This is a genomic window from Microbacterium sp. NRRL B-14842, assembly GCF_050470785.1.
In genome coordinates this window covers 1-22379 of record NZ_JBFLUM010000063.1, presented here as the reverse complement: position 1 = coordinate 22379, position 22379 = coordinate 1, and the positions used below count along the sequence as shown (strand labels likewise).

Here is a 22379-nt window from a genome sequence, read left to right as displayed (position 1 = left end):
CACGGCACCCTGGCTTCCGGTCATCGTCGCGCTCGTCGGGGTGCCCGCAGCCCTGATCCTGACGGCGGGCACGCGCTGGTATCTGCCGGTGTTCCACGTCGTCTTCCTGGCGATGGCGGTCTTCGCCGGGCTGCTCGCCTGGGAGCTGACGCGCGGGCAGGCGGCGACGCGGGACATCGTCCTGCCGCTCGCGCTCGCCGCGTGCGGCTTCGTGGTGGTCGCCGTCGTCAGCGCGGGATCCGCCCTCGTCTCCGGCGGCGTGAGCACCGAGGAGCAGCTCAGCGCGCTCCGCGGAGTGAACGCCCTGGGGACGATCGTCATGAGCACCTGCGCGGCGTTCACGCTCGTGCTCCTCGTCCGGGTGGAGAGCGCGCCGCCGGGGACCGACGGCGCCGCGAACCGTGCCAGGGATCGTCTGCGCAAGGCGGCAGCGCAGAAGGACCCCGCGTGGTCGGTCCTCGACGTCCGCCTGGACGATCCCGCCGACCTCCGCGAGGCGTCGAGCAGCGCCGGGTTCCGACGCATCGCGGACCGTTCCACACGGACATCTGCGACGCGCTTCCGGCGACCGCCGATGCGGAACGGGTCGCCGACGACCGCGCGATCGTCCTCATCCACGGCAGCGACGAGGCGGTGCGCTTCCATCTGCGGGCGATCCTGGGATCCGTGTCGATCATGGACCTGGACGCGCCGGCGACCGGCATCCGTTCCTCCGCGAGCATCGGCTGGGCGACGGCATCCGTCGCCGGGTACGACTACGACGCTCTCGTCGCGGCGGCGGCATCGGCGGCGTGCCGGGCGCGCGATGCCGGTGGGGATCAGTGGAAGCGGGCGCAGGAGACAGACCTGGCCGCCGTGTGACCAGGCCCTCCGGCGTCAGCCGAACAGCCTCTTCGTCGTGTCGAGGTGCTCGCGCGTCAGGGCGGCGGCTGCTCTCGGGTCGCGCGCGACGATAGCGTCGCCGATTCGCGCGTGCGCCTCCTGGTCGGCATCGTCGCCGTGATGGCCGCGGATGCGCAGCATGTCGATCATCGCCTGCAGCGAGCGGGGGGCGAAGCCGTCGAACAGCTCCCGCAGCACGGGATTGCCGGACGCGACGACGACGGCGCGGTGGAAGGCCATGTCCGCCTCGACGTGCGCGCGGACGTCCGTGCGACGACGGTCACGTTCCGCGAGCGTGCGCGTCAGCTCGTCCAGGTCTGCGGAGGTCCGGCGCTCGGCGGCGAGAGCCGCGGCTTCGACCTCGATCGCGGTGCGGGCCTCGAGGACGGCGATGATGTCGGCGCGATCGAGGACGGCATCCCAACTCGCGGCGGGTTCCGTGGCCGTGACGAAGACCCCGGCGCCCTGGCGTGTGGCGAGCACGCCTCGCCCCGCGAGGATCCGGATCGCCTCCCTGGCCGTCGACCTTCCGACCCCGAGCTGCGGAGCGAGCGTCGTCTCGCCCGGCAGCTTGCCGCCGACCTGCCACTCGCCGGCTCCGATGCGTGCGAGAAGGAGCTCGGCGGCCTGTTCGGCGAGGGATTCGCGGCGCACGGTCGTCATGGGCCCATTCTCGCATCCGACGCACTTCTCTGCTTGTCTGAGGAGTTGTGGTAGAGTGCCCGTATGCGCACGCTCCGATTCCTCCTCCTTCGCCGCCACGGCGGGGCCTGATCAGACCGGCTCCTCGTCGTGGAGCCGCAGCACGCGTCGGTCGCCCTCCCCGCGATCCGAACAGGAACCAGACCATGACCCCGTCCCGCGCTTTCCCGACCCTCTCGACTCCCTCCGGTGTCCTGCCCGACGACGCTCCGCACTGGAATCGGCAGCGGCCCTCGCAGATGCCCTCGAACCGCTATCGAGACGTGTACTCCCGAGTCGCCGTTCCGCTGGAGACCCCGACCTGGCCGAGCGCGCGACTGACGCAGGCACCGCTCTGGGTCCCGGTGGATCTCCGCGACGGGAACCAGGCGCTGGCCGAGCCGATGGACCCGTCCCGCAAGCGACGGTTCTTCGAGCTCATGGTCGCCATGGGCTACAAGGAGATCGAAGTCGGCTACCCCTCGGCCTCCCGGACGGACTACGACTTCGTCCGGCTCCTCGCCGAGACCGACCTCGCTCCCGCCGACGTGACGATCGTGGTGTTCACGCCGGCGCGACGCGAACTCATCGAACGGACCGTGGAGTCCGTGCGCGGCATCCGCAATCCCGTCGTCATCCACATGTACACCGCTACCGCGCCCACGTGGCGGGACGTCGTCCTCGGACAGGACCGTGAGGGGCTCACCGCGCTGATCCTCGCCGGAGGGGAGGACGTGCTGCGGTTCGCGGGAGACCTCGACAACGTCCGCTTCGAGTTCTCCCCGGAGGTGTTCACCCTCACCGAGCCGGACTTCGTCCTCGAGGTGTGCGACGCGATGACGACTCTGTGGGACGCGAGCCCCGAGCGTCCCGTGATCCTGAACCTGCCGGCGACCGTCGAGGTCGCGACCCCGAACGTCTACGCGGACCAGATCGAGTACATGCACCGCAATCTCGGGCGTCGTGAGGGGGTCATCCTGTCCGTGCATCCCCATAACGACCGCGGCACCGGCGTCGCCTGTGCGGAACTCGCCGTCCTCGCCGGCGCGCAGCGGATCGAGGGGTGCCTCTTCGGTAACGGGGAGCGCACCGGCAACGTCGACCTCGTGACCCTCGCCCTCAACCTGCACGCGCAGGGCGTCGACCCGATGATCGACTTCTCCGATATCGACGAGATCCGCCGGACGGTCGCGCACTGCAACGGGATCGACATCCATGCGCGGCATCCGTATGCGGGCGACCTCGTGCACACCGCCTTCTCCGGCACCCATCAGGACGCCATCCGGAAGGGGTTCGCGGAACATCGCGCCCGTGCTGCGAGGGAAGGCCGCGCGGAACGGGACATCGAATGGCGCGTGCCGTATCTTCCCATCGACCCGGCGGACATCGGCCGCAGCTACGACGCCGTGATCCGCGTCAACTCGCAGTCCGGGAAGGGCGGCATCGCCTACCTGCTGGAGGACGCCTACGGGATCGAGCTGCCGCGGCGCCTGCAGATCGACCTCGCTCGTCACGTCCAGCAGCGCACCGAGCAGACGGGACGCGAGGTCTCGGCCGCGGAGGTATGGGCCATCTTCGATGCCGCCTACCTCGCGAGCACGAGCCCGACGACGCTGCGAGCGGAGGCCGAGGTCGCGGGAGGGTGCACGACGATCACGCTCCACGCCGACGGCGTCGAGACACGGACCCGCCATGACGGCGTCGGTCCGGTGGAGGCGCTGGGCACGGCGCTCGCAGGGATCGGCCTGCCCGTCGAAGTCCTGAGTCTGCACCAGACGAGCATCGGATCGGGGGCTGGGAGCGAAGCGCTCACCCTGATCGAGTATCGCGACGGCGTGCGCTCGGGCTGGGCGGCCGGGCGCGACCGCTCCGTGCTGACCGCGACCCTGCACGCCGTGCGGAACGCGGCGGAGCGCTCCGCCACCGCCCCGCGGGGCGAGCGGGCCTAGGGGGTCTGCTTCTCGCGCCCGCGCGCGAGTGCCGCGGTGATGGCGTCCGCGGCGCTCGCGTCGGTGTCGGCGGCGGCGGAGACGTTCTCGGCGACGACGGCCTCGATGATCTCGGTGCGCTGGATGCGGGTCTCCCGCGGGGCCTTGACGCCGATGCGCACGCTGTCGCCCTTGATGTCGAGCAGCGTGACCTCGATCTCGCCGTCGATGCGTACGCTCTCACCGATCCGCCTCGTCAACACCAGCATTCGTTCAGCCTACTGGTGCGGCGGGGGCGGCCCCGAGCGACGCGGTGGACGAGTCCCGGACCACCCCGATCGTCTCGATCGTGAGGGCGGCCGCGGTCGCCTCGCTGTAGGAGAGCACGGGGAGGCCGTCGGTCTGCGCCGACACCAGCCGCCGCACGGCGGGGCGCAGCGATGGTGCGCACACGAGCACCGGCTCTCCGCCGTCCGTCTGCGCGGCCACGGCCTGCTTCACCGACGCGATCACCGCTTCCATCCGCGGTGGATCGAAGACGATCTGAGAGCCCTCGTCGCCGGGACGGAGGCTCTCCAGCATCGCCTGCTCCAGCAGCGGGGCGATCATCACAACCCGGAGCGTGCCGTCCTCGGCGAAGCGGGAGGCGATGGCAGGGCCCAGCGCGGCACGGGCCGCCTCGATCAGCCCTTCCGGGTCGGTGGAGACCTTGGCACGGAGCGCGAGCGCCTCGTAGATGCGGCTGAGGTCGTTGATGGGCACGCGCTCGGCGAGCAGGCCCTGCAGCACCCGCTGCACCTCCGCGAGCGAGAGCAGGGCGGGCGTGAGCTCCTCGACCGCCGACGGGGAGACCTGCTTCAGGGCGTCGGTGAGCTGGCGGACGTCCTCCCGGGTGAGCAGCCGGGCGGCGTGCGTCTGGATCACGCTCGACAGATGGGTGATGATGACACTCGCCCTGTCGATCACCGTCGCCCCGGCGAACTCCGCGCTGTGACGCATCTCCATCGGGATCCACTTGCCCTCGAGACCGAACACCGGGTCCAGAGCGGCGGTCCCCGGCAGGCTGTCCAGCCCCTGCCCGAGGGCCAGGACCGACCCGGTGGGCGCGGTGCCGCGTCCGGTCTCGACACCGGCGATGCGGATGACGTACGTCGCCTGGGGGAGTTCGATGCTGTCCCTCGTGCGCACGGGCGGGGTGACCAGACCGAGGTCGAGTGCGATGCGGCGCCGCAGCGCCTTCACCCGGGCGAGGAGGTCGTCGGGTCCGCCGGTGACCAGGTCGACGATGTCGGGGGCGAGCAGGATCTCCAGAGGATGCACCCGCATGCGCTCGATGAGCTCCTCGGGCTGGTCCACCGGCGCGGGAGCCGGGGCCTGTGCGGCCTCCGCCTCCTCGCGCTTGCGGGTCGCGGTGATGCGCTGCGCGATGAGGAGCAGCAGGGCGCCGATCACCAGGAAGGGGAGCATCGGCATGTGCGGGATGAGCGACATGACGATGGCCGCGCATCCCGCGATGATGAGGGCGTTGCGCGACTGGCCGAGCTGCGTGGACGCGGCCGATCCCATCTCGGCCTCGGCGGTCGAGCGGGTGACGATCATGCCGGTCGAGACCGCCATGAGCAGGGCGGGGATCTGCGTGACGAGGCCGTCGCCGATCGTGAGCAGGCTGTAGGTGCTCACCGCCTGGTCGATCGACATGCCGTGCTGCACGAGGCCGATCGCGATGCCGCCGACGAGGTTGATGATGATGATGACGAGTCCGGCGATCGCGTCGCCCTTGACGAACTTCGAGGCGCCGTCCATCGCCCCGTAGAAGTCGGACTCGGCCGCCACCTCCGCCCGGCGTTCGCGGGCCTCGGTGTCGCTGATGAGGCCGGCGTTGAGATCGGCGTCGATGGCCATCTGCTTGCCCGGCATCGCGTCGAGCGTGAACCGGGCGCCCACCTCGGCCACGCGCTCTGCACCCTTGGTCACCACGACGAACTGGATGACGACGAGGATGAGGAAGACCACGGCGCCGATGATGAGCGAGCCGCCCACCGCGATCGCCCCGAACGCCTCGATCACCTGTCCCGCATATGCCTCGCCGAGGACGAGGCGGGTGGAGGCGACGTTCAGCCCCAGCCGGAACAGCGTCGCCACGAGCAGCAGCGAGGGGAACACCGAGAAGTCGAGCGGCTTCTTCACGAACATCGAGGTCAGCAGGATGACCAGCGCGAACATGATGTTGAGGATGATCAGCACGTCGAGCAGGAACGGCGGCACCGGGACGACGAGCAGCATGATGATGCCGACGACGCCGATCGGCACCCCGAGCGTGATGAGCAGCTTCTTCATACGGTCCTCCGATACGGGAGAGAGTGGATGCCGCGGGCGGCGCCTCGGCGCCGGAGCGCGTCGACGAACACGAGCACGCGTGCCACGGCGTTGTAGAGGTCTTCGGGGATCTCCTGACCCAGCTCGCACGCCGCGTGCAGGGCTCGGGCGAGGGTGACGTCACGGACGAGGGGGACGCCGGACTCGAGCGCCTTCTCGCGGATGCGCTCGGCGATGACCCCGCTGCCCTTCGCCACGACCTTGGGCGCGGACGTGCCGGGGTCGTACTCCAAGGCGATGGCGATGTGCGTGGGGTTGACGACCACGACGTCGGAGCCGGCGACCGCGGCGATCATGCGGTTGCGGCTCACCGCGAGCTGGCGCGACCGGCGCTGCTGGCGGATGAGCGGATCGCCCTCGGAGTTCTTGTTCTCGTCGCGCACCTCGCGTTTGGTCATGCGGGTGTGCTTGCGGTTGCGACGCATCACCACGAACAGGTCGATGGCCGCGAGCACCAGGCCCACCGCGATCGCAGTCTGCAGCAGCGCGGCGGTCCCGTCCGCCGCGGTGCCGAGCAGCCGGGAGATGGAGTGGGCGCCGCTCGCGGTGAGCACGGGCATGAGGCCGGCGATGACGACCCACAGGGCGAGGGCGATGGCGGCCGTCTTCAGCAGGGCCTTCGCCCCCTCCCAGAGGGCCTGCAGGCCGAACACCCGCCGGACCCCGGAGACGAGGTTGAACTGCTCGTAACGCCCGGACAGCTTCCGCAGATGCACGCCGCCCTGCACCACCGCACCGAACAGCGTCACGATCGCGACCGCGGCGAGCAGCGCCCCCAGGGTCGGCAGCACCGAGGCGAGGGCCCGCCCGAGGGCCGCGAGGGCGGCGTCGGGTGAGGGCGCCTGCATGAGCGAGGTGAGGGAGATGAGCTGCTCGGTGCCGGCGCCTGTCCCCGCGGCGATGGCGGCGGGCATCATGACGGCGGCGGCGCCGATGCCGAGCCACGCCGTCAGGTCCTGGCTCCGGGCGATCCGGCCCTTCTGCCTGGCCTCGCGGAGGTGCTTCTCGGTGGCCTTCTCGCTGCGCTCGCCGCTGTCCGACCCGCTCACGGCGTCACCCCCTGCATCACGCGGAAGGCCTGGGTGGCGAGGGCGTCGACGATGCCGGGGAACGCGACGTACACGGCACCGGCGAGCAGGAGCGTCAGCAGGATCTTGACCGGGAAGCCCATCGCGAAGGCGTTGAGTGCCGGCGCCACACGCGTGATGAGCCCGAGCCCGACATCGGCGAGGAAGAGCACCAGCACCAGAGGGCCGGCGATCTGCACGGCCGCCAGCACCATCTGGGACACCCCGTCGACGAGCAGCTCGGTCGGTCCCGCCACCCGGAAGATGCCGTCGACCGGAACGGCGTCGAAGCTGCGGGCGAGCCCGGCGAGGATGAGCTGATAGCCGCCGGAGGCGAAGAGCAGCGTGAGCGCCGTCAGGTGGAACAGCCGGGTGAACTGCGCGCCGTTGACCATCGCCGCCGGGTCGAAGGCCTGGGCGAGCTGGAACCCGCCGAACACGTCGATCAGGCTGCCCGCGGCCTGCACCGCGGAGAAGCAGAGCAGCACGAGGAAGCCCAGCAGAGCACCGGTGAGGAGCTGGATCACGAGTGCGCCGAGGAACGGCCCCGTGTCGAGGCTCTCGTAGCCCGGGGCGACCGCGGCACCCACCGCGAGGGACAGTCCGATCGAGAGCATCGCCTTCACCCGCACCGGGATCGCCCGGTACGAGAACGGCGGGGCGATCATGATGAACGCCGTGATCCGCACGGCGGCGAGCAGCGTGGCCTCCAGCCACGCGAAGTCGATCGGGATGAACACGGGCTCATCCGCTCAGCAGAGACGGGATGCGGGCGAACATCTCGTTCGTGAAGGCGATGATCTCGGCGATCATCCAGTTCCCGGCGATGAGCAGGGCGATGCCGACGGCGACGATCTTCGGCACGAACGACAGCGTCACCTCCTGCACCTGGGTGATGGACTGCAGCAGCGAGATCGCGAAGCCCACCACGAGCGCCGTGATCAGCATCGGTGCGGCGAGCTTGGCCGCGATCAGCAGCCCTTGGGCGCCGATGTCGAGGACGGCCTCGGGGCTCATCCCACACCTCCGTAGCTCTCCAGGAGGGCTTTGATGATGAGCCCCCAGCCGTCGACGAGGATGAACAGCAGGATCTTGAACGGGAGTGAGATCATGACCGGCGGGAGCATCATCATGCCCATCGACATCAGCGCCGCGGCCACCACGAGGTCGATCACGAGGAACGGCACGAAGATCACGAAGCCGATGATGAACGCGGCCCGGAGCTCCGAGATCATGAACGCGGGGATGAGCGTGTACATCGGCACGCTCGCGGGGTCCTCCGGGTTGTCCTGCGCGGCCATACGGGTCATCAGCGCGAGGTCCTCCTCGCGGGTGTAGTGCAGCATCCACTCCCGCAGCGGGCCCTGCCCGACGTCGACGGCCTGCGTGAACGTGAGCGCGCCGTCGATGTACGGCTGGACGGCCAGCGTGTTGATCTCGGTCAGGACCGGCCACATGATGAACAGCGACAGGAAGAGCGACAGCCCGGCCAGCACCTGGTTCGGCGGGATGGTGGGGAGGGACAGCGCGTTCCTGGTCATGGCGAGCACCACGAAGATCTTCGTGAACGACGTCATCATCAGCAGCAGCGCGGGGGCCACCGACAGCAGCGTGATCCCCAGGAGGGTGAGGATCGATCCGGACGGCCCGCCGTCGATCCCGTTGATGTCGATCGTCACGCCCTCCCCGTCGTCCGGGGTGATCTCGGCGTGCGCGGCGCCGCCGGTGACGACGACGAGGACCAGGGCCAGGAGGATCGCGCCCGCGACGACGACGAGGAGCCGCGAGGCGCGAGCGCGATCGACGGCACGGCTCGCGCTCATCGGGCGCGCCGGAGGGCCTCGGCGGTCTGCCGCCAGGTATCGGGGGAGAGGATGGAACCGCGGAGCGGGTCGTTGCGGTGCCGTACGCGGCGACGGAGCTCCGGTGCGGCGGTGCCCGCTGCCGGGTTACCGGTGAGGGCGGCCGCGGCGAGGATGCGGTCGAACTCGGCGTCGTCGCTCACCGGATCGCGCTCGGACGCGGATGTCGTCTCCGAGGTGTCCCGGAGCTCGGGTCGGACGGGGAGACGGTCGACCACGCTCACGCCGTGCTCGGTGACCCCGAGCACGTAGCGCGCGTCGTCGGTCTGCACGACCACGAGCTGCGCCTTCGGGCCGATGCCCTGGCGTCCGAGCACCGTGATCGCCTCCGCGTCACGGCGCCGCGCCTGGGTCTTCGACACCCGGCGCTGCAGGAACCAGAGCAGCCCGAGCACTGCGGCGAGCGACAGCCCGACCCGCAGCGCGAGCAGGAGGTCGTCCAGGGTCAGGCCTCGACGTTCTCGAGGATGCGGGTGATCCGCACCGCGTAGTCCTGATCCACGACGACGACCTCGCCGTGTGCGATCGTGCGTCCGTTGAGCTTGACGTCCGCCGGGGCTCCCGCGGAGCGGTCGAGCTCCACGATGCGACCCGGCTCGAGGTCGAGCACGTCGCGGACCGCCATGCGGGTGCGGCCGATCTCCACCGTGAGCTCCATCTCGACGCCCGCGATGCGGTGCAGGCGGCCGTCGGCTCCCGTCGGACGCGCCGGGCGATGCGTGATCCGCACCGCGAGTCGGCCGATGGTCCGCTCGGTGTGGTCCACGAGGTCGAAGAGCTGGGTCTGCGGGTCGGCGAAGACGGCCGAGGCGTCGCCGACCGCCGCCTCGCCCAGCAGCCCAGGGCCGAGGGCGGTCGCGGCGGCCTCGAGCGCATCCAGGAGCCGGTCCGTGAGCGGACGGTCCCCGAGGCCGTCGACCAGCACGTCGGCGTCGAGGAGCTGCACGGCGAGCTGCGCGCTCGCCTCTCCGACGAACTGCGCCACGACGGCCTCCCCGGTATCCCCGGACGCCTGGGAGGCGCGGGCGGTGACCGGTGCGGCGGTGGGCAGTCGCGCCGCGAACGCGGCGGCGACGGCGGACTCGTAGGCGGTGGTGCTGATCACGCGGACTCCTGAGCGGGGGCGGTTTCGGGGACGGTGGCGGTCACGACGCAGGCGAGGCGGGCACCGGCACTGCCGACGGCCGCCGTCGCGACGGTCTGATCGCCGACGGTGAGGAGCATCGGACGGTCGGCGGCATGCGGCAGGGGCAGCAGATCCCCGACGGCGAGGTCGAGCACCTCACGGGGCAGCACGGTCCGCGGTGCCAGCCGGAGCGCGATCTCGACCGGAGTCGATTCCACCTGGCGGCGCACGAGACCGGGGGTCTCGGAGCGGTCGGCGTCGGAGGCGCGCACCGCGAAGCCGGCGAGCACCGAGGCGGGGAGCATGATGCTGGCGGGGACGGTCCGGCCGCCGTGGCGCATCGACAGACGCGCCACGATCACCGGCTCCCCGGCGGCGGCGACCTGCGCGAACTGGGAGCTGTACTGGATGCCGGCGACGGCGACCCCGGTGGGCAGCAGCCCGTCGAGGCTGCCGGTGAGGTGATCGATCGCGTCGCCGATCAACGACCGGATCAGCGCCTGCTCGATCGGGGTGAACGTGCGGTCCTCGGCGGTGGCGGTGACCCGGCCGCCGACCATCTGCACGATCCAGGAGGTCGCGGTCGGGATCGGCACCTGCACGATCAGGCGCTCGTCGGAATCCGGCAGCGCGCACACGATCATGGTCGTGGTCGTGGGCAGCGACTGCGCGTATTCGCCGTACGTGAGCATGCCCACGTGCTCGACGGCGATGGTCGCGCGCACGTGGATCTTGCCCGAGAGCTGGGCCGACCATTGCCGGGCGAACGTCTCGAAGGCGAGCTCCAGGGTGCGGGCGTGCTCGCGCGACAGCGTCGCCGCCCGGCCGAAGTCGTAGACCTCGACGTCGGCGGTCGCCGTTTCCGCGCGCACTCGCGAGCGCACGCCGTCATCCATCACCACGAACCCGACTATCGGGCGGTGATCGGCGTGCGTTAGGGGCAGGTCAGGGGGAGGTCTGCGCAGCACCCGCGGCAGGGATCAGCGCTCGCACCTCCTCGCTGGCGTCGGAGAGGATGACGATGTCCACGCGGCGGTTCTCGGCGAGCTGCTCGGGGGTGCTCCCGGCGGCCACCGGACGGGTGTCGCCGAAGCCCACGGATTTGAGATGTGCGGGGGGCAGGCCGGCTGCCTCCACGAGATAGCGCAACACCTGGGTGGAGCGTCCCGCCGAGAGCTCCCAGTTGGTCGGGAAGGGTGCGACCGAGCCGCGGGCGTCGGCGTGCCCCTCCACCGAGATCTCGTTCGGCGCGGAGACGAGGACCGAACCCAGGGCGTCCAGCACCTGCGTCGCGGCCGGACTGAGATCCGTGCTGTTGGTGGTGAAGAAGGTCTCCGCGCTCACCAGTCCGATGGTCAGCCCGCGCTCATCGATCGTGAAGGTGACGTCGGTCTCCAGTCCCCGCTCCGCGAGGACCTGACGCAGCCGCTCGCGCAGGGCGGACAGCTCGTCGAACTCGCGCTCCGCGGCCTCCAGGCCCGTGTCGGCGAAGTCCTGGCCCTCGTCGTCGATGAGCTCCGGAGGCACGACCACGCCGCTGGTCACGTCGACGTCGTCCGAGGGCTCCTGGCCGAAACCCGTCGCGAGCGAGGCGCTGAGGGCCTCGAACTTCTCCTGGTCGACCGTCGACATCGCGAACAGCACGATGAACATGCACATGAGCACCGTCACCATGTCGAGGTAGGACGCCATCCAGCGCTCGTCCGGTCCGCTGTGCTCGGACTCCTGGACACGGCGTCGGGTGCGCACGCTCATGAGAAGAGGTCCTCGTGCGCCTCCGTCTCCGCGGGCTGCTCGCGGCGGCGGGAGCGGCCGGGGGAGCGGTCGGAGACGAGCGCGCTCAGACGTTCGCGGACGTGGGCGGGGGCGGCGCCGGCCTGCACGGCGAGCATGCCCTCCATCAGCACCGTCATGCGTTCGAGCTCCAGCTCGCCGAGGCGCTGCAGCCGGCCGCCGATCGGCAGCCAGATGAAGTTCGCCGACAGCAGGCCCCACAGCGTGGCGACGAAGGCCGCGGCGATCATCGGGCCGAGCGTGTCCGGCTTGTCGAGCTTCTCCAGCACGTGGGTGAGGCTGACCACCGTGCCGATGATGCCCACCGTGGGAGCGAACCCGCCGAGGGTCATGTAGAAGCGCGAGGCGGTGCGGTTCCGGGCGGCGGTGGACGTGAGCTCGTCCTCGAGGAGCACCCGCAGGTCCTCCGCGTCCGTGCCGTCGGCGATGCTCTGCAGGGCCTGCCGCAGGAACGGGTCCTTCTCCTCGTCCAGACCCTGCTCCAGCGCGAGCAGGCCCTCGGAGCGGGCCTTCTCCGCGTAGCCGACCACGGTGTCGATCGTGCTCTGCGCGGTGCGCCGCTCGCCGCGGAAGGCGCGGGGGAGGGACTTCACGGCGTGCAGGGCGTCGCGCAGCGTGCCGCTGGCGAGCCCGACCGCGATCGTGGCGCCGAAGACGAGCACCATGGGAGCCGGGAGCAGGAGCGACCCGACCGTCGCTCCCTCCAGGTTGATCATGGCGATCAGGGCGCCGAACGCGAGGACGAGCCCGAGGATGAGAGACGGATCCATCAGGCGTCCCCTCCCGTCACGTCAGCGCCGGGCAGGGGGTCCTCGGTGCCGGCCGCGACCAGCGCGGCGGCGGTCGCGAGGACACCGGCGCGGAACCGGGTGATGCGGGCGATCACGTCGTCCATCGTCTCCGTGACGACGAAGGTCGCGCCGTCGACCATCGTGATCGTCGTGTCCGGCGTGGCCTGGACACGTTCGATCAGGTCGGGGTTCACCGCGAACCGGGAACGGTTCAGGCGCGTGAGGACGATCATGGGCTCCATCCTGGAAAAGCTCGCCCCGCCCGGAAGCGGGGAACCGACGGCCCGTCCTGGGCTGTCGGAGGGGACTGTCGGCCGGGCGCTGCGCGTCGTTAGCGCCGGTGCCCGAGCGGACGGGGATCTTCCTCACGACGGGCGCGTCGTCGCCGATAGGGATCAGGGGCGGGGGACGATGAGCAGCGGGCGAAGGGAGCCTTGTGCGGGATCGGAACGTGGAGAAGGCCGCGGCGACGGCGGCCGAGGAATGCGGCTGCGCGCCGACGGCGGCCGAGCGGGGCGCGCTGTGGCGCCAGCCGGTCAGCCGCCGCAGCGCCTTCGGGATCGGGGCGCTGGGCGTGGTCGCGCTCGCCGCCTTCGGCGTCGGGTCCGGCGTCACCGCCGCGCACGCCGCGTCCTACCCGAGCTGGGACGACGTCCAGCGGGCGAAGAACAACGAGGCGGCCAAGGCCGGTGAGGTCACCCGGATCCAGGGGCTGATCCAGTCCCTCGAGCGCAAGGTCGCCGAGACCCAGGCGGCGGCACAGGTCGCGTCGGACGAGTTCTACGAGGCCCAGCAGGCGTACTTCGCGGCCATCACGGAGGCGGAGACCCTGCAGGCTCAGGCCGACGAGCAGTCGGCGCTCGCGGAGGAGACGGCGAAGAAAGCCGGTCAGGTCGCCGCCCAGCTGTACCGCAGCGGCGGGGACGACACCGCTCTGGAGCTGTTCTTCGCAGGGTCAGGCGCCAACGCCGACGAACTCCTGTCGCGCCTCGGCACGATGAACAAGTTCCTCGAGTACAACCAGACCACCTACGACAACGCCGTCTCGGCGCGCGACACCGCCCAGGCGCTGACGGCGCAGGCCGACGTCGCCCGGGACGAGCGCGACCGCCTGCAGCAGGTCGCCGAGCAGAAGATGGTCGCGGCGCAGCAGGCCGCGGACGCCGCGCAGGCCGCACTCGACGAGCAGGCGGCGAACCTCGAGACCCTCAAGGCGCAGCTGGCGGCCCTCAAGGACACCACGACCAAGACGGTCGCGGGGTACCAGGCGGGCGTCGAGGCGCGGCGGCGGGAAGAGGAAGCCCGCCGCAAGCGCGAGGCGGCTGCGGCGGCCGCGGCGGCGGCAGCTGCCGCTCGGGGGACCAGCGGCGGTGGTGGCGGTGGCGGTGGCGGCGGTGGTGGCGGCGGCTCCGCGGGCAACGGTGGCTGGGTCCGCCCGCACGGCGGCGCGCGCAGCTCGAGCTACGGCCCGCGCACCCCCATCTGCGGTCCTCAGGGCTGCTCGTCGAGTTTCCACTACGGTGCGGACCTTGCCAACGGCTGCGGCGCCGCGATCTACGCCGCGAACTCCGGCACGGTCGACTATGCCGGACCGAACGGGAACTACGGCAACTACATCCGCATCCAGCACGGCGGCGGCATCAGCACGGGATACGCCCACATCAAGCCGGGCGGCATCAACGTGCGCAGCGGACAGTGGGTGCGCTCCGGCCAGGTCATCGCCTATGCCGGTGACACCGGGCGATCGTTCGGATGCCACCTCCACTTCGAGGTCTACATCAACGGCGGGTACACGAACCCCGTGCGCTTCATGGAGCAGCGCGGCATCTACGTCTGAGGCGCCCGAAACCCCGTGTTGTCGCCGAGGCCCCGCCGTATCCACGTGGATACGGCGGGGCCTCGGCGCGAAAGCGGGGTCTCGGGAGGGGTCAGCGCTTGAGGTTGGTGAGCTCCTGGAGGACCTCGTCGCTGGTGGTGATGATGCGGGCGTTCGCCTGGAAACCGCGCTGCGCGACGATGAGGTTCGTGAACTCCTGGGAGAGGTCGACGTTCGACATCTCCAGAGCACCGCTGATGATGCCGCCCAGGCCGCCGGTGCCGGGCTGTCCGAGCTCGGCCTGACCCGAGTTGCCGCTCGGACGGAACTGCGACGAGCCGACCTTCTCCAGACCCCCGGGGTTGACGAAGCCGGCGAGCGCGATGCGGGCCAGCACCTGGGTGTCGCCGTTGCTGAACGTGCCGACGAGGCTGCCGTCGTTCGTCAGGGCGTAGGAGCTCAGCGTGCCGGCCGGCTTGCCGTTCTGCTCCTTGATGGCGATGTCGCTGACGTCGGCGAAACCGGTCACCCCGGACAGGTCGACGGTGACGCCGCCGGACACGATGCTGCCGGCGCCGTTCTGCACGCCGTTGGTGAAGGTCAGCGCGGTGCTCGCGCCCGCGCCGTCCGTGACATCCCACCCGGTCGCGCTGCGCGTGAAGGTCAGTCGCAGGGTCAAGGCGGAGCCGTCGGCGCCGTACGTCTTGATGTCGCGCACGAGCGTCTCGCCGACCGGGGCGCCGGAGGGCAGGTTGCCCGTGGCGCGCGCGGTGGTGGTGGCCGCGGCCGGGCTGAGGGCGCCGACCGGGAGGGTGATGTCGCCGATGCCCTGGCCGGGGACGATCGCGCCGTTGCGCGCCGTCCACCCCTGGACGAGCGCGCCGCCGGCGCCGACCAGACGGCCGCTCGCGTCGAAGGTGAAGCCGCCGTTGCGGGTGTACAGCGTCTCGCCACCGGAGCGGACGACGAAGAACCCGTCGCCCGAGATCATCAGGTCGGTGGGAACGCCGGTCGGCTGCGGGGCGCCGCCGGCGAAGTTGGTGCTGATGCCGGCGACCTGCACACCGAGCCCGACCTGGGCCGGGTTCTGTCCGCCCGTCGCCTGCTGCGGCAGCATCGAGTTGCGCAGCAGCTGCGAGAGGGAGTCCTGGAACTGCACGGACGAGGCCTTGAAGCCGGTCGTGTTGACGTTGGCGATGTTGTTGCCCGTGACGTCGAGCATGGTCTGGTGCGAGCGGAGTCCGGAGATTCCGGAGAAGAGGGAACGGAGCATGGTGATGCCTTTCTGGGGAGCGGGGTCAGGCAGCGGTGCCGGGGACGAGGGAGACGCCGGAGACGGCGTCGAGGGGGATCGACTTCTCGCCGATGGTCACGGTGGGGATGGCTCCCGCATAGGAGACCGCGGTGACGATGCCCTTCTGGGTGACACCGTCGGCGTCGACGTACTGCGCCTCCTGGCCGAGGAGGGCGGCGGCGGTCTGCCGCATGCTGAGCGCGAAGCTCTCGGTGCTCGTCGAGGCGAGCGCCGTCAGCTGCTCCATGGAGGCGAGCTGCGTGGTCTGCGAGATCATCTCGTTCGTGTTCATGGGGGAGCTCGGGTCCTGGTTGGTGAGCTGGGTCACGAGCAGCTTGAGGAACACCTCGGAGTCGAGCGTCTTCTTGCGCTCGGTCGCCGGGGTCGTGCTGCCGGTCTGCACACCGGACGTCGGCGTGGCACCCGGCGGGAGGGTGCCGGTGATGGAGTCGACCGTGGTCATGGGGTCCTCTCTGGTCAGGCGTAGACGTCGATGCCGCCGAGCGGAGCGACGGGCGGTGCGGGAGGGGGCGGGGGTGGAACTTCTGCCGGCGTCGGCGGGACGGCGGAGGCGCGCGCGGCCGCCTGGTGCCGCTGGGCATCGGCGCCGCCGTTCCCGGTCTGACCGCCCGTCCCTCCGTGCTGCGGCGAGGAGGGCGAGCCGTCCGACGTGGTGAGGCTGAGGGTCGCCTGCGGAGCGGCGATCGCGAGATCACGACGGAGGTCGCCGAGGATGGCGCGCAGCGCGTCCCGCCCGAGCTCGCCGGGGGCGTGCAGCTCGATGCGGATCGTGGACCCGGCGATGAGGGCGCGCACGGTCACGGGGCCGAGGTTCTCCGGCGAGACGGTCAGCGTGATCCGGTGGTCCCCGTCCGGGGCCTGGGCGAGGGACACCACGGGGGCCGCCACCTGCGGGAGGAGAGCTGGGCGGGCCGGCGCGGCGACCGCGCTCGGCGGTGCCGCGGGGGCGAGAGCGGTGGCGGCGACCGGGCTCGGGGCGGCAGCGGCCCCCGCGGCCACGGGATCGACGCTCGGCGGGGCCGCGGCCGGCGGGGCGACCGATGCGGGGATCGAGGGTGCCGCCGGTACCGGGACCGCGTCGTCGGCGGTCGTCGCCTCTGCAGCAGAGGTCGAGGGCACGGTCGACGTGCGAGCCGGCGCGGCCGTGGAGACTCGGGGCAGGGAGGCGTCCGGTCCTGTGGCCGTCCCGCTCCCGACGGCGGTGCCGGGGGGCGCGACTTCTCCGGTCTCTCGACCCGGGGTGGGGGGCCGCAGGCCCGGTCGGACGGTCGCCGGGTCCGGAGACGGTGCGACCGGCGGCGCCGACGTCGGGAGGAGCGGGGCCGCCACGGCGTCCCCGGCGTCGGACGGCGAGGCGGAGGAGGGGGTACCCGCGGTCTCCCCGGAGGCGGGCGTCGCCGCGGCGCCCGCCGTGCCCTCGCCGGGTACGAGGAGGGCGTCCTGCCCGGCGGCGGACGGGAGGCGCGGAGGCGAGACCGCCGTGGGTGTCTCCGTCGTCGCCGGAGGTGCGTCCGATTCGGCGGAGAGGGCTGGCACGAGTGGCGCGCCGGCACCCGCGGGCGTCGGCGGGGCCGGGAGCAGCGGTGAGACGGTCGCGGCGCCCTCGACCGGAACGGTGGCCGCAGGCTCGGCCTCGGTCGTGGTCTCCGCGGCGCTGCCGGGGTCGTCGGTCGCACCGGGACCGGGGGATGCCGTCTCCCGCACCGCATCGCGCACAGCCTCGGCGAACGCGGTCGCACCGGGTGAGCCGGTGCGTGCGGCTGGGGTGGAGGGACGCACGGGGCGGGCATCCAGGGCGGTGAGGAGGTCGAGCGCGGTCATGCCGTCCCCTCCGTCCGCGAGCGTGCGGCGATCTCGTCGAGCTCCGCCTGCTCGGCGTGCAGGTCGGCCGTCCGCACGGCTACCGCGTGGTTGTCCGCGAGTCGTTCGAGGCCGCGGAGCGTGCGCCGGGCGTCCGCGTGCGCGGACCGCGCCTCCGCGACCGTCTCCTGCTGGAGGTCGGCCAGCGCGGTGAGGTCGGCGAGCAGCGCCCGCCCGGAGACCCGGGCCGCGGCGAGCGCAGCGAGGGTGCGCACGTCGACGGCCTCCGTGTCGGTACCGGCCAGGTGTGCGCGCAGGGCCCGGTCCCTGGCCTCGGTGTGCTGCGCGTCGATGACCGCGCGCGAGAGGCGCTGCGCGGCGGCGCGCTCCTGGATCTCCCGCACGCGCAGGAGACCGGCGAGAGAGAACCCTCTGCTCATGACACCCCCTCGAAGGCGGAGACGAGGCCGTCCAGTCGCGTCCAGGACTCCTCGATCGCGCTCGTCTCGTCGAGCGGCTGGGTGAGGAAGGCCGAGATGGCGCGCTCGTGGGCGATCGCCGCATCGATGCGGGCGTCGGCACCGGCGTGGTAGGCGCCGATGTCGATGAGGTCGTTCGCCCGGCGTCGGGCAGCGAGCACGGCGCGGAGGGTGGCCGCCTGTGCACGGCGCTCCGGACTCGTGATCTTGCCGGCCACGCGGGACACGGACCCGAGGACGTCGATCGCGGGGTGGTGGCCGGCGAGGGCGAGGGCGCGATCCAGCACCACGTGGCCGTCGAGGATGGAGCGGACCGTGTCGGCGATGGGCTCGTTGTGATCGTCGCCGTCGACGAGCACGGTGTAGATGCCGGTGATGGACCCGGCGCGGTCGGTGCCGGCGCGCTCCAGCAACCCGGCGAGGAGGGAGAACGTGGACGGCGGGTAGCCGCGGGTGGCCGGCGGCTCACCCGCGGAGAGCCCGATCTCGCGCTGGGCCATCGCGACCCGGGTCAGCGAGTCCATCATGAGGATCGCGTGGGCGCCCTCGTCACGGAAGGCTTCCGCGATCCGAGTGGCGGTGAACGCGGCACGGATGCGGGCCATGGCGGGCTGGTCCGAGGTCGAGACGATGACGACGGAGCGGGCGAGTCCCTCCGGCCCCAGATCGTCCTCGATGAACTCCCGCACCTCGCGACCGCGCTCGCCGACGAGGGCGATCACGTTGACCTCGGCCTCGGTGCCGCGGGCGATCATCGACAGCAGCGACGACTTCCCGACCCCTGACCCCGCGAACAGGCCGACGCGCTGTCCGCGGCCGACGCTGACGAGGGTGTCGAGGGCGCGCACGCCGAGGGGGAGCGCGGTGTCGATGCGGTCGCGCTCCATGATCGAGGGGGTGTCGTGATCCAGGCTCACGTGCGGCGCCGCGAGCGGACCCTTCCCGTCGATGGGGCGTCCGAGCCCGTCCAGGACCCGGCCGAGCAGCGCCGATCCGGTGGGAACCCTCACCGGGCCGCCGCGGCCGCGCACGGGGGCGCCGACGGTGAGCCCGGCGACCGAGGCGAGCGGCATGCAGCGCAGCCCGTCCTCCCCGGTCGCGACGACCTCGGCGTCGATGCCGTCGAGCGTCACCACGTCCCCCACGGCGCCGTCGAGCCCGCGGACCTGCACGCTGAGGCCGCGGACCTGCGAGACCTCGCCGATCCGTTCCGGACGCGCCGCCTCGAGCACCGTCGTCCAGGCGCTCACGGCGCGGCCTCCGCGACCGCGCGGCGCGCCCGGTCGAGGGCGGTCCCCACCCTGGCGTCGATGACACCGTGCTCCAGCACGGCCACGGCGTCGCCGCGGGTGAGGGTCTCGTCGGGCACCAGCGTGAGTCCGGAGATGTCGTCGCCGGCCTCCGCGGAGAGGACGCGGAGGTCGTCCGGGTGCAGACGGAGGCGACGTACGGCGGCCGCATCGGTCGCGCTCAGGGCGCGGCGGGCCGCGGCGGCGGCCGACGCTCCTGCGTCGCTCAGCTCCGCGGCGATGATCAGTTCCGCGAGGTCGATCGCATGGGAGTGCACCTGGCTCGTCGCAGCGGACTCCAGCTCCGCCTCTCGGGCGGCGAGGGACCGCGCGGCGGCGTGCAGGGCGGCGACGGCGGCGGCGACGTCCGCGGCGCGGGCGCGCTCCCGTTCGGCCAGCTCGGCCTCGGCGCCGCGACGGGCGGCGTCGGCGTCGGCCGCGCCCGCCCGGAAGCCCGCGGCGTGTCCCTCCGCGTACCCGCGGCGGCGGGCGCGCTCCTGTTCCGCCCGGTGGTCGGAGCCGCCGAGCCGGGGGAACGCAGCGGGGGCGAAGGCGTCAGTAGACATATTCGTCCTCGTCCGCCCGCTGCACGGTGATGTCTCCCGCGGCCTCCAGGGCACGGATCGTCCGGACGATCTCGGCCCGCGCCTCCTCGACCTGGGAGACGCGCACCGGGCCCAGCGTCCGGGCCTCCTCGTCGAGGTTCTCGCGGTTGCGCTCGGACACGTTGCGGCGGATGAGGTCGACGATCGGCTGCTGGGCCCCCTTGAGGGCGAGAGCCAGGGAGCGGATGTCCATGCCCCGCAGCACGCGCTGGGTGTCCCGGTCGTCGAGCTTGACGATGTCCGCGAACGTGAACATGCGCGAGCGGATGTCCTCGGCGAGGGCGCTGTCGCGGTCCTCGATGCTGGCCAGCAGCGCCTTCTCGATCGTCGCTCCCGACCGCCCGATGATCTCCACGAGCGGCTCGACGCCGCCGAGCACCTCGGGACTGTCCCGCGAGGCGAGGCTGCCGGTCCGGGCCTTGAGGGCGTCGGCGACGATGACGATGGCCTCCTGCGAGGCGGTGCCCATGGTGGCGATGGCCTGGGCGACGTCGGTCCGCGCCGGATCGGGCAGCGCGGCGAGGACGGCGGCGGCCTGTTCGGCGGGGAGATGGGCGAGCACCAGGGCGACGGTCTGCGGCAGCTCTCCGTCGAGGAGCGTGGCGAGGTGGGCGGCGTCGGCGGAGGCGAGGAAGTCGAACGATGCGCTCATCGACGTCGAGCCGACCCGGCCGAGCACGGCTGCCGCCCGCTCGGAGCCGAACGAGGCCTCCAGCAGGCCCGCGGCGATGTCGCGTCCGCCGCGTGCCGGAGGGAGGTGCCCCGCGGCGATGCGATGGAACTGCCCCAGCGCCTGGACCGTGGTCTCCGCGTCGAGATCCTGCAGCCCGATGATCTCGGCGGCGACGGCCTCGGCCTCCGCCTCGGAGAGGTGCTTCATGACCTCGACGGCCTGCGCGCGGTCGAGGTTCATCAGGACGATCGCGGCCGTCTGCCGATCCGTCAGTCCGCTCATACCCGCGACCTGTCGTCGATGAGGGTGCGCAGCAGCTCCGCGGTGCGCTGCGGATCCTGACGGTGTGAGCGCGGCGATCTCGGCGCGGCGGCGCTCGAGGCTGATCTGCGTGGGCTCGGGCTCGGGATCCGGGTCGAGGTCGGGTACCGGCTCGAGGAAGGCGAGCGGCGTGGTCGGCGCCCTCCAGCACGGCCGTCGGCGCGTCCGCCGAGAGCGCGGACAAGCTCGACAGGACGATCGCCGAAGAGCTGGTCGAACTCCTCCACGCCGCGCGCCTTTCCGCCGGGAGCGGACGATGAGGGCGGCGATCGCGGCGATGAGCGGGATGGCGATGGCGGCCGCGATGATGACGGTGTTCAGGAGGGCGGCCTGACGGGCACCCTCTTCGGCCTCCTTCGCCGCCTGCAGCGCGGCCTGCGCGGCCTCGGCATCGGTCTGGCTGAAGGCGACGAGTTCGACGGCGAGCTCGTCGCCGCGGGTGCGGTCGATGCCGGCGGCGGTGGCCACGAGGTCGCTGAGCTGGGCGGAGCTGAGGTCGCCCCCGGCCCCGGCGTCCACGGCGACGACCGACACGGACTGCCGCAGCAGGGTGCCGGCGGGAGTGGAGGTGCTCCTCCGTGGCCTTGTTGACGGCGTTGGTGCGCGTCCTCGGTGTTCGTGTAAGTGCCGTCGCCGTTCCCGTTCGGCACGGCGATGTTGTCCGGACCCCAGGACCCCGGCCTCGGAGGTCGATCCGTTGCTGTTCTGCTCACGGACCTCCTCGGTGAGCGGGGGGAGCGCCCTCGGCCGGCGTGTAGGTCTCCTCGACGCGTTCGTTCACCGAGCGGTCGATCTCGGCGACGACGGTCACGGTCGCATTCCCGGGCCGACCACGGTGTCGAGCATCTGCTGCACGCTCGCGGCCACGCGGGCCTCGTAGTCGCTCGCCTGCTGATCGAGTCCGCCGGTGGCCCCGCCGCCCACGGTCGAGAGCGTGCGCCCGGTCTGATCGACCACGGCGACATTCTCCGGCTTCATGCCGCTGACGGCCGCCGAGGTGAGGTGCACGATGGCCTCGACTGCTTCTGGTCGAGCGTCGTGCGTCCGGCGGTCTCCACGAACACGGAGGCGGTCGCATCGACGGTCTCCGACACGAAGACGCTCTCCTCCGGGATGGCGAGCTGCACCGACGCGGCGGAGACGCCGTCGATGGCGGAGATCGTCGCGGCGAGCTCGCCCTCGATCGCGCGCTTGTAGGTGACCGACTGCTGGAACTCGCTCGTGGTGACACCATGTCGTCCAGCAGCGAGTACCCGGCCGATCCGGCGCTCGGCAGCCCGGCGGAAGCGGCGGCGAGCCGCTGGTCGTACACGTCCTTCTCGGGGACGACACCGTGCGCCGCCGTCGGCGAGCTCGTAGGGCACGGAGGCGGAGCGCAGCTGCTCCACCACGGCGTTCGCGTCCGAGGCGTTCAATCCCGAGAACAGCGGGTGTAGGTGGGGCGGCTGAGCCAGCTGGACAGCGCGATGATGCCGAGCGCGAGCACCGCGATACCGATGATGGCGATGGTCCGCTGCGCGAGCGAGAATCCGGCGACCACCCGCCGCATCCGCTGGAACGCCCCGGTCACTGCC

Annotated in this window: 25 protein-coding genes and 2 pseudogenes; 3 read left to right on the top strand and 24 right to left on the bottom strand. The window is 72.0% G+C overall.

Annotated elements, in window-relative coordinates; all coding sequences use genetic code 11:
- The coding region (locus tag AB1285_RS24160; protein ID WP_429978012.1) for a hypothetical protein at positions 1–342 on the bottom strand (342 nt) is incomplete at its 3' end.
- A 105-nt stretch (positions 343–447) separates the two neighbouring features.
- Here AB1285_RS24160 and AB1285_RS24155 point away from each other — a divergent pair.
- Positions 448–861 (top strand): hypothetical protein, encoded by a 414-nt coding sequence (locus AB1285_RS24155; RefSeq protein WP_429978010.1) that lies wholly within the window; start codon positions 448–450, stop codon positions 859–861.
- 15 nt (positions 862–876) lie between these two features.
- Here AB1285_RS24155 and AB1285_RS24150 read toward each other — a convergent pair whose 3' ends face one another.
- Entirely contained in the window at positions 877–1545 is a 669-nt protein-coding gene (locus tag AB1285_RS24150) for a FadR/GntR family transcriptional regulator (RefSeq protein ID WP_187663392.1), read from the bottom strand.
- A gap of 278 nt (positions 1546–1823) precedes the next feature.
- On the opposite strand from AB1285_RS24150, the gene AB1285_RS24145 reads away from it, so the two are divergent.
- Positions 1824–3512, top strand: a complete 1689-nt coding sequence (locus AB1285_RS24145) for a 2-isopropylmalate synthase (RefSeq protein ID WP_292795033.1) — start codon at positions 1824–1826, stop codon at positions 3510–3512.
- Here the strand turns inward: AB1285_RS24145 and csrA are convergent.
- The 12 genes from csrA to AB1285_RS24085 form a co-directional block, all read right to left on the bottom strand.
- Positions 3509–3760, bottom strand: a complete 252-nt coding sequence (csrA, locus tag AB1285_RS24140) for a carbon storage regulator CsrA (RefSeq protein ID WP_025104370.1) — start codon at positions 3758–3760, stop codon at positions 3509–3511. The genes AB1285_RS24145 and csrA overlap by 4 nt on opposite strands.
- Before the next feature lie 4 nt (positions 3761–3764).
- Positions 3765–5828 (bottom strand): flagellar biosynthesis protein FlhA, encoded by a 2064-nt coding sequence (locus AB1285_RS24135; RefSeq protein ID WP_187663394.1) that lies wholly within the window; start codon positions 5826–5828, stop codon positions 3765–3767.
- The gene (locus AB1285_RS24130; protein ID WP_187663395.1) at positions 5825–6916 is read right to left on the bottom strand and encodes an EscU/YscU/HrcU family type III secretion system export apparatus switch protein; all 1092 of its coding nucleotides are present in this window, start codon (positions 6914–6916) and stop codon (positions 5825–5827) included. Before AB1285_RS24130 ends, AB1285_RS24135 begins: the two co-directional genes overlap by 4 nt.
- Positions 6913–7674, bottom strand: coding sequence for a flagellar biosynthetic protein FliR (locus tag AB1285_RS24125; protein ID WP_370428313.1), 762 nt, complete (start codon positions 7672–7674; stop codon positions 6913–6915). Before AB1285_RS24125 ends, AB1285_RS24130 begins: the two co-directional genes overlap by 4 nt.
- Before the next feature lie 4 nt (positions 7675–7678).
- Positions 7679–7951 carry a flagellar biosynthesis protein FliQ gene (fliQ, locus tag AB1285_RS24120; RefSeq protein ID WP_025104366.1) on the bottom strand — a complete coding sequence of 91 codons (273 nt, stop codon included), beginning with the start codon at positions 7949–7951 and terminating at the stop codon, positions 7679–7681.
- Positions 7948–8757 (bottom strand): flagellar type III secretion system pore protein FliP, encoded by an 810-nt coding sequence (gene fliP, locus AB1285_RS24115; RefSeq protein WP_187663397.1) that lies wholly within the window; start codon positions 8755–8757, stop codon positions 7948–7950. Before fliP ends, fliQ begins: the two co-directional genes overlap by 4 nt.
- A complete protein-coding gene (locus AB1285_RS24110) occupies positions 8754–9191 on the bottom strand; it encodes a FliO/MopB family protein (protein ID WP_232089187.1) in 438 nt (145 codons plus the stop codon). The genes fliP and AB1285_RS24110 overlap by 4 nt, the downstream gene beginning before the upstream one ends.
- A gap of 50 nt (positions 9192–9241) precedes the next feature.
- On the bottom strand, positions 9242–9901 hold the full coding sequence (gene fliN / locus AB1285_RS24105; RefSeq protein ID WP_187663398.1) for a flagellar motor switch protein FliN: 660 nt from the start codon (positions 9899–9901) through the stop codon (positions 9242–9244).
- The gene (locus AB1285_RS24100) at positions 9898–10806 is read right to left on the bottom strand and encodes a flagellar motor switch protein FliM (protein ID WP_429978008.1); all 909 of its coding nucleotides are present in this window, start codon (positions 10804–10806) and stop codon (positions 9898–9900) included. Before AB1285_RS24100 ends, fliN begins: the two co-directional genes overlap by 4 nt.
- A 61-nt stretch (positions 10807–10867) precedes the next feature.
- Positions 10868–11677 (bottom strand): OmpA/MotB family protein, encoded by an 810-nt coding sequence (locus AB1285_RS24095; protein ID WP_187663400.1) that lies wholly within the window; start codon positions 11675–11677, stop codon positions 10868–10870.
- Entirely contained in the window at positions 11674–12486 is an 813-nt protein-coding gene (locus AB1285_RS24090; RefSeq protein WP_071327503.1) for a motility protein A, read from the bottom strand. The genes AB1285_RS24095 and AB1285_RS24090 overlap by 4 nt, the downstream gene beginning before the upstream one ends.
- On the bottom strand, positions 12486–12740 hold the full coding sequence (locus tag AB1285_RS24085) for a flagellar FlbD family protein (protein ID WP_187663401.1): 255 nt from the start codon (positions 12738–12740) through the stop codon (positions 12486–12488). Before AB1285_RS24085 ends, AB1285_RS24090 begins: the two co-directional genes overlap by 1 nt.
- A gap of 218 nt (positions 12741–12958) precedes the next feature.
- On the opposite strand from AB1285_RS24085, the gene AB1285_RS24080 reads away from it, so the two are divergent.
- Positions 12959–14344, top strand: a complete 1386-nt coding sequence (locus tag AB1285_RS24080) for a M23 family metallopeptidase (protein ID WP_232089188.1) — start codon at positions 12959–12961, stop codon at positions 14342–14344.
- Positions 14345–14435: 91 nt separating this feature from the next.
- Here AB1285_RS24080 and AB1285_RS24075 read toward each other — a convergent pair whose 3' ends face one another.
- From AB1285_RS24075 to AB1285_RS24030, 10 genes and pseudogenes are all read right to left on the bottom strand, one after another.
- The gene (locus AB1285_RS24075) at positions 14436–15596 is read right to left on the bottom strand and encodes a flagellar hook protein FlgE (protein WP_292794345.1); all 1161 of its coding nucleotides are present in this window, start codon (positions 15594–15596) and stop codon (positions 14436–14438) included.
- Between the two features lie 25 nt (positions 15597–15621).
- Entirely contained in the window at positions 15622–16080 is a 459-nt protein-coding gene (locus AB1285_RS24070; RefSeq protein ID WP_136050650.1) for a flagellar hook assembly protein FlgD, read from the bottom strand.
- A gap of 14 nt (positions 16081–16094) precedes the next feature.
- Entirely contained in the window at positions 16095–17459 is a 1365-nt protein-coding gene (locus tag AB1285_RS24065) for a flagellar hook-length control protein FliK (RefSeq protein WP_313366417.1), read from the bottom strand.
- Complete coding sequence (locus tag AB1285_RS24060; RefSeq protein WP_259955187.1) at positions 17456–17878, bottom strand: hypothetical protein; 423 nt, start codon at positions 17876–17878, stop codon at positions 17456–17458. Before AB1285_RS24060 ends, AB1285_RS24065 begins: the two co-directional genes overlap by 4 nt.
- Positions 17875–19167, bottom strand: a complete 1293-nt coding sequence (locus AB1285_RS24055) for a FliI/YscN family ATPase (RefSeq protein ID WP_313366418.1) — start codon at positions 19165–19167, stop codon at positions 17875–17877. The genes AB1285_RS24060 and AB1285_RS24055 overlap by 4 nt, the downstream gene beginning before the upstream one ends.
- Positions 19164–19772, bottom strand: coding sequence for a FliH/SctL family protein (locus tag AB1285_RS24050; protein ID WP_313366419.1), 609 nt, complete (start codon positions 19770–19772; stop codon positions 19164–19166). The genes AB1285_RS24055 and AB1285_RS24050 overlap by 4 nt, the downstream gene beginning before the upstream one ends.
- The gene (gene fliG, locus AB1285_RS24045) at positions 19762–20766 is read right to left on the bottom strand and encodes a flagellar motor switch protein FliG (protein ID WP_187663408.1); all 1005 of its coding nucleotides are present in this window, start codon (positions 20764–20766) and stop codon (positions 19762–19764) included. Before fliG ends, AB1285_RS24050 begins: the two co-directional genes overlap by 11 nt.
- A gap of 501 nt (positions 20767–21267) precedes the next feature.
- Positions 21268–21477: pseudogene (locus tag AB1285_RS24040) on the bottom strand (hypothetical protein); the annotation flags it as partial.
- Positions 21478–21612: 135 nt separating this feature from the next.
- Positions 21613–21762, bottom strand: coding sequence for a hypothetical protein (locus AB1285_RS24035; protein ID WP_429978014.1), 150 nt, complete (start codon positions 21760–21762; stop codon positions 21613–21615).
- A 30-nt stretch (positions 21763–21792) separates the two neighbouring features.
- Positions 21793–22193: pseudogene (locus tag AB1285_RS24030) on the bottom strand (flagellar basal-body MS-ring/collar protein FliF); the annotation flags it as partial.
- Positions 22194–22379: the final 186 nt, after the last annotated feature.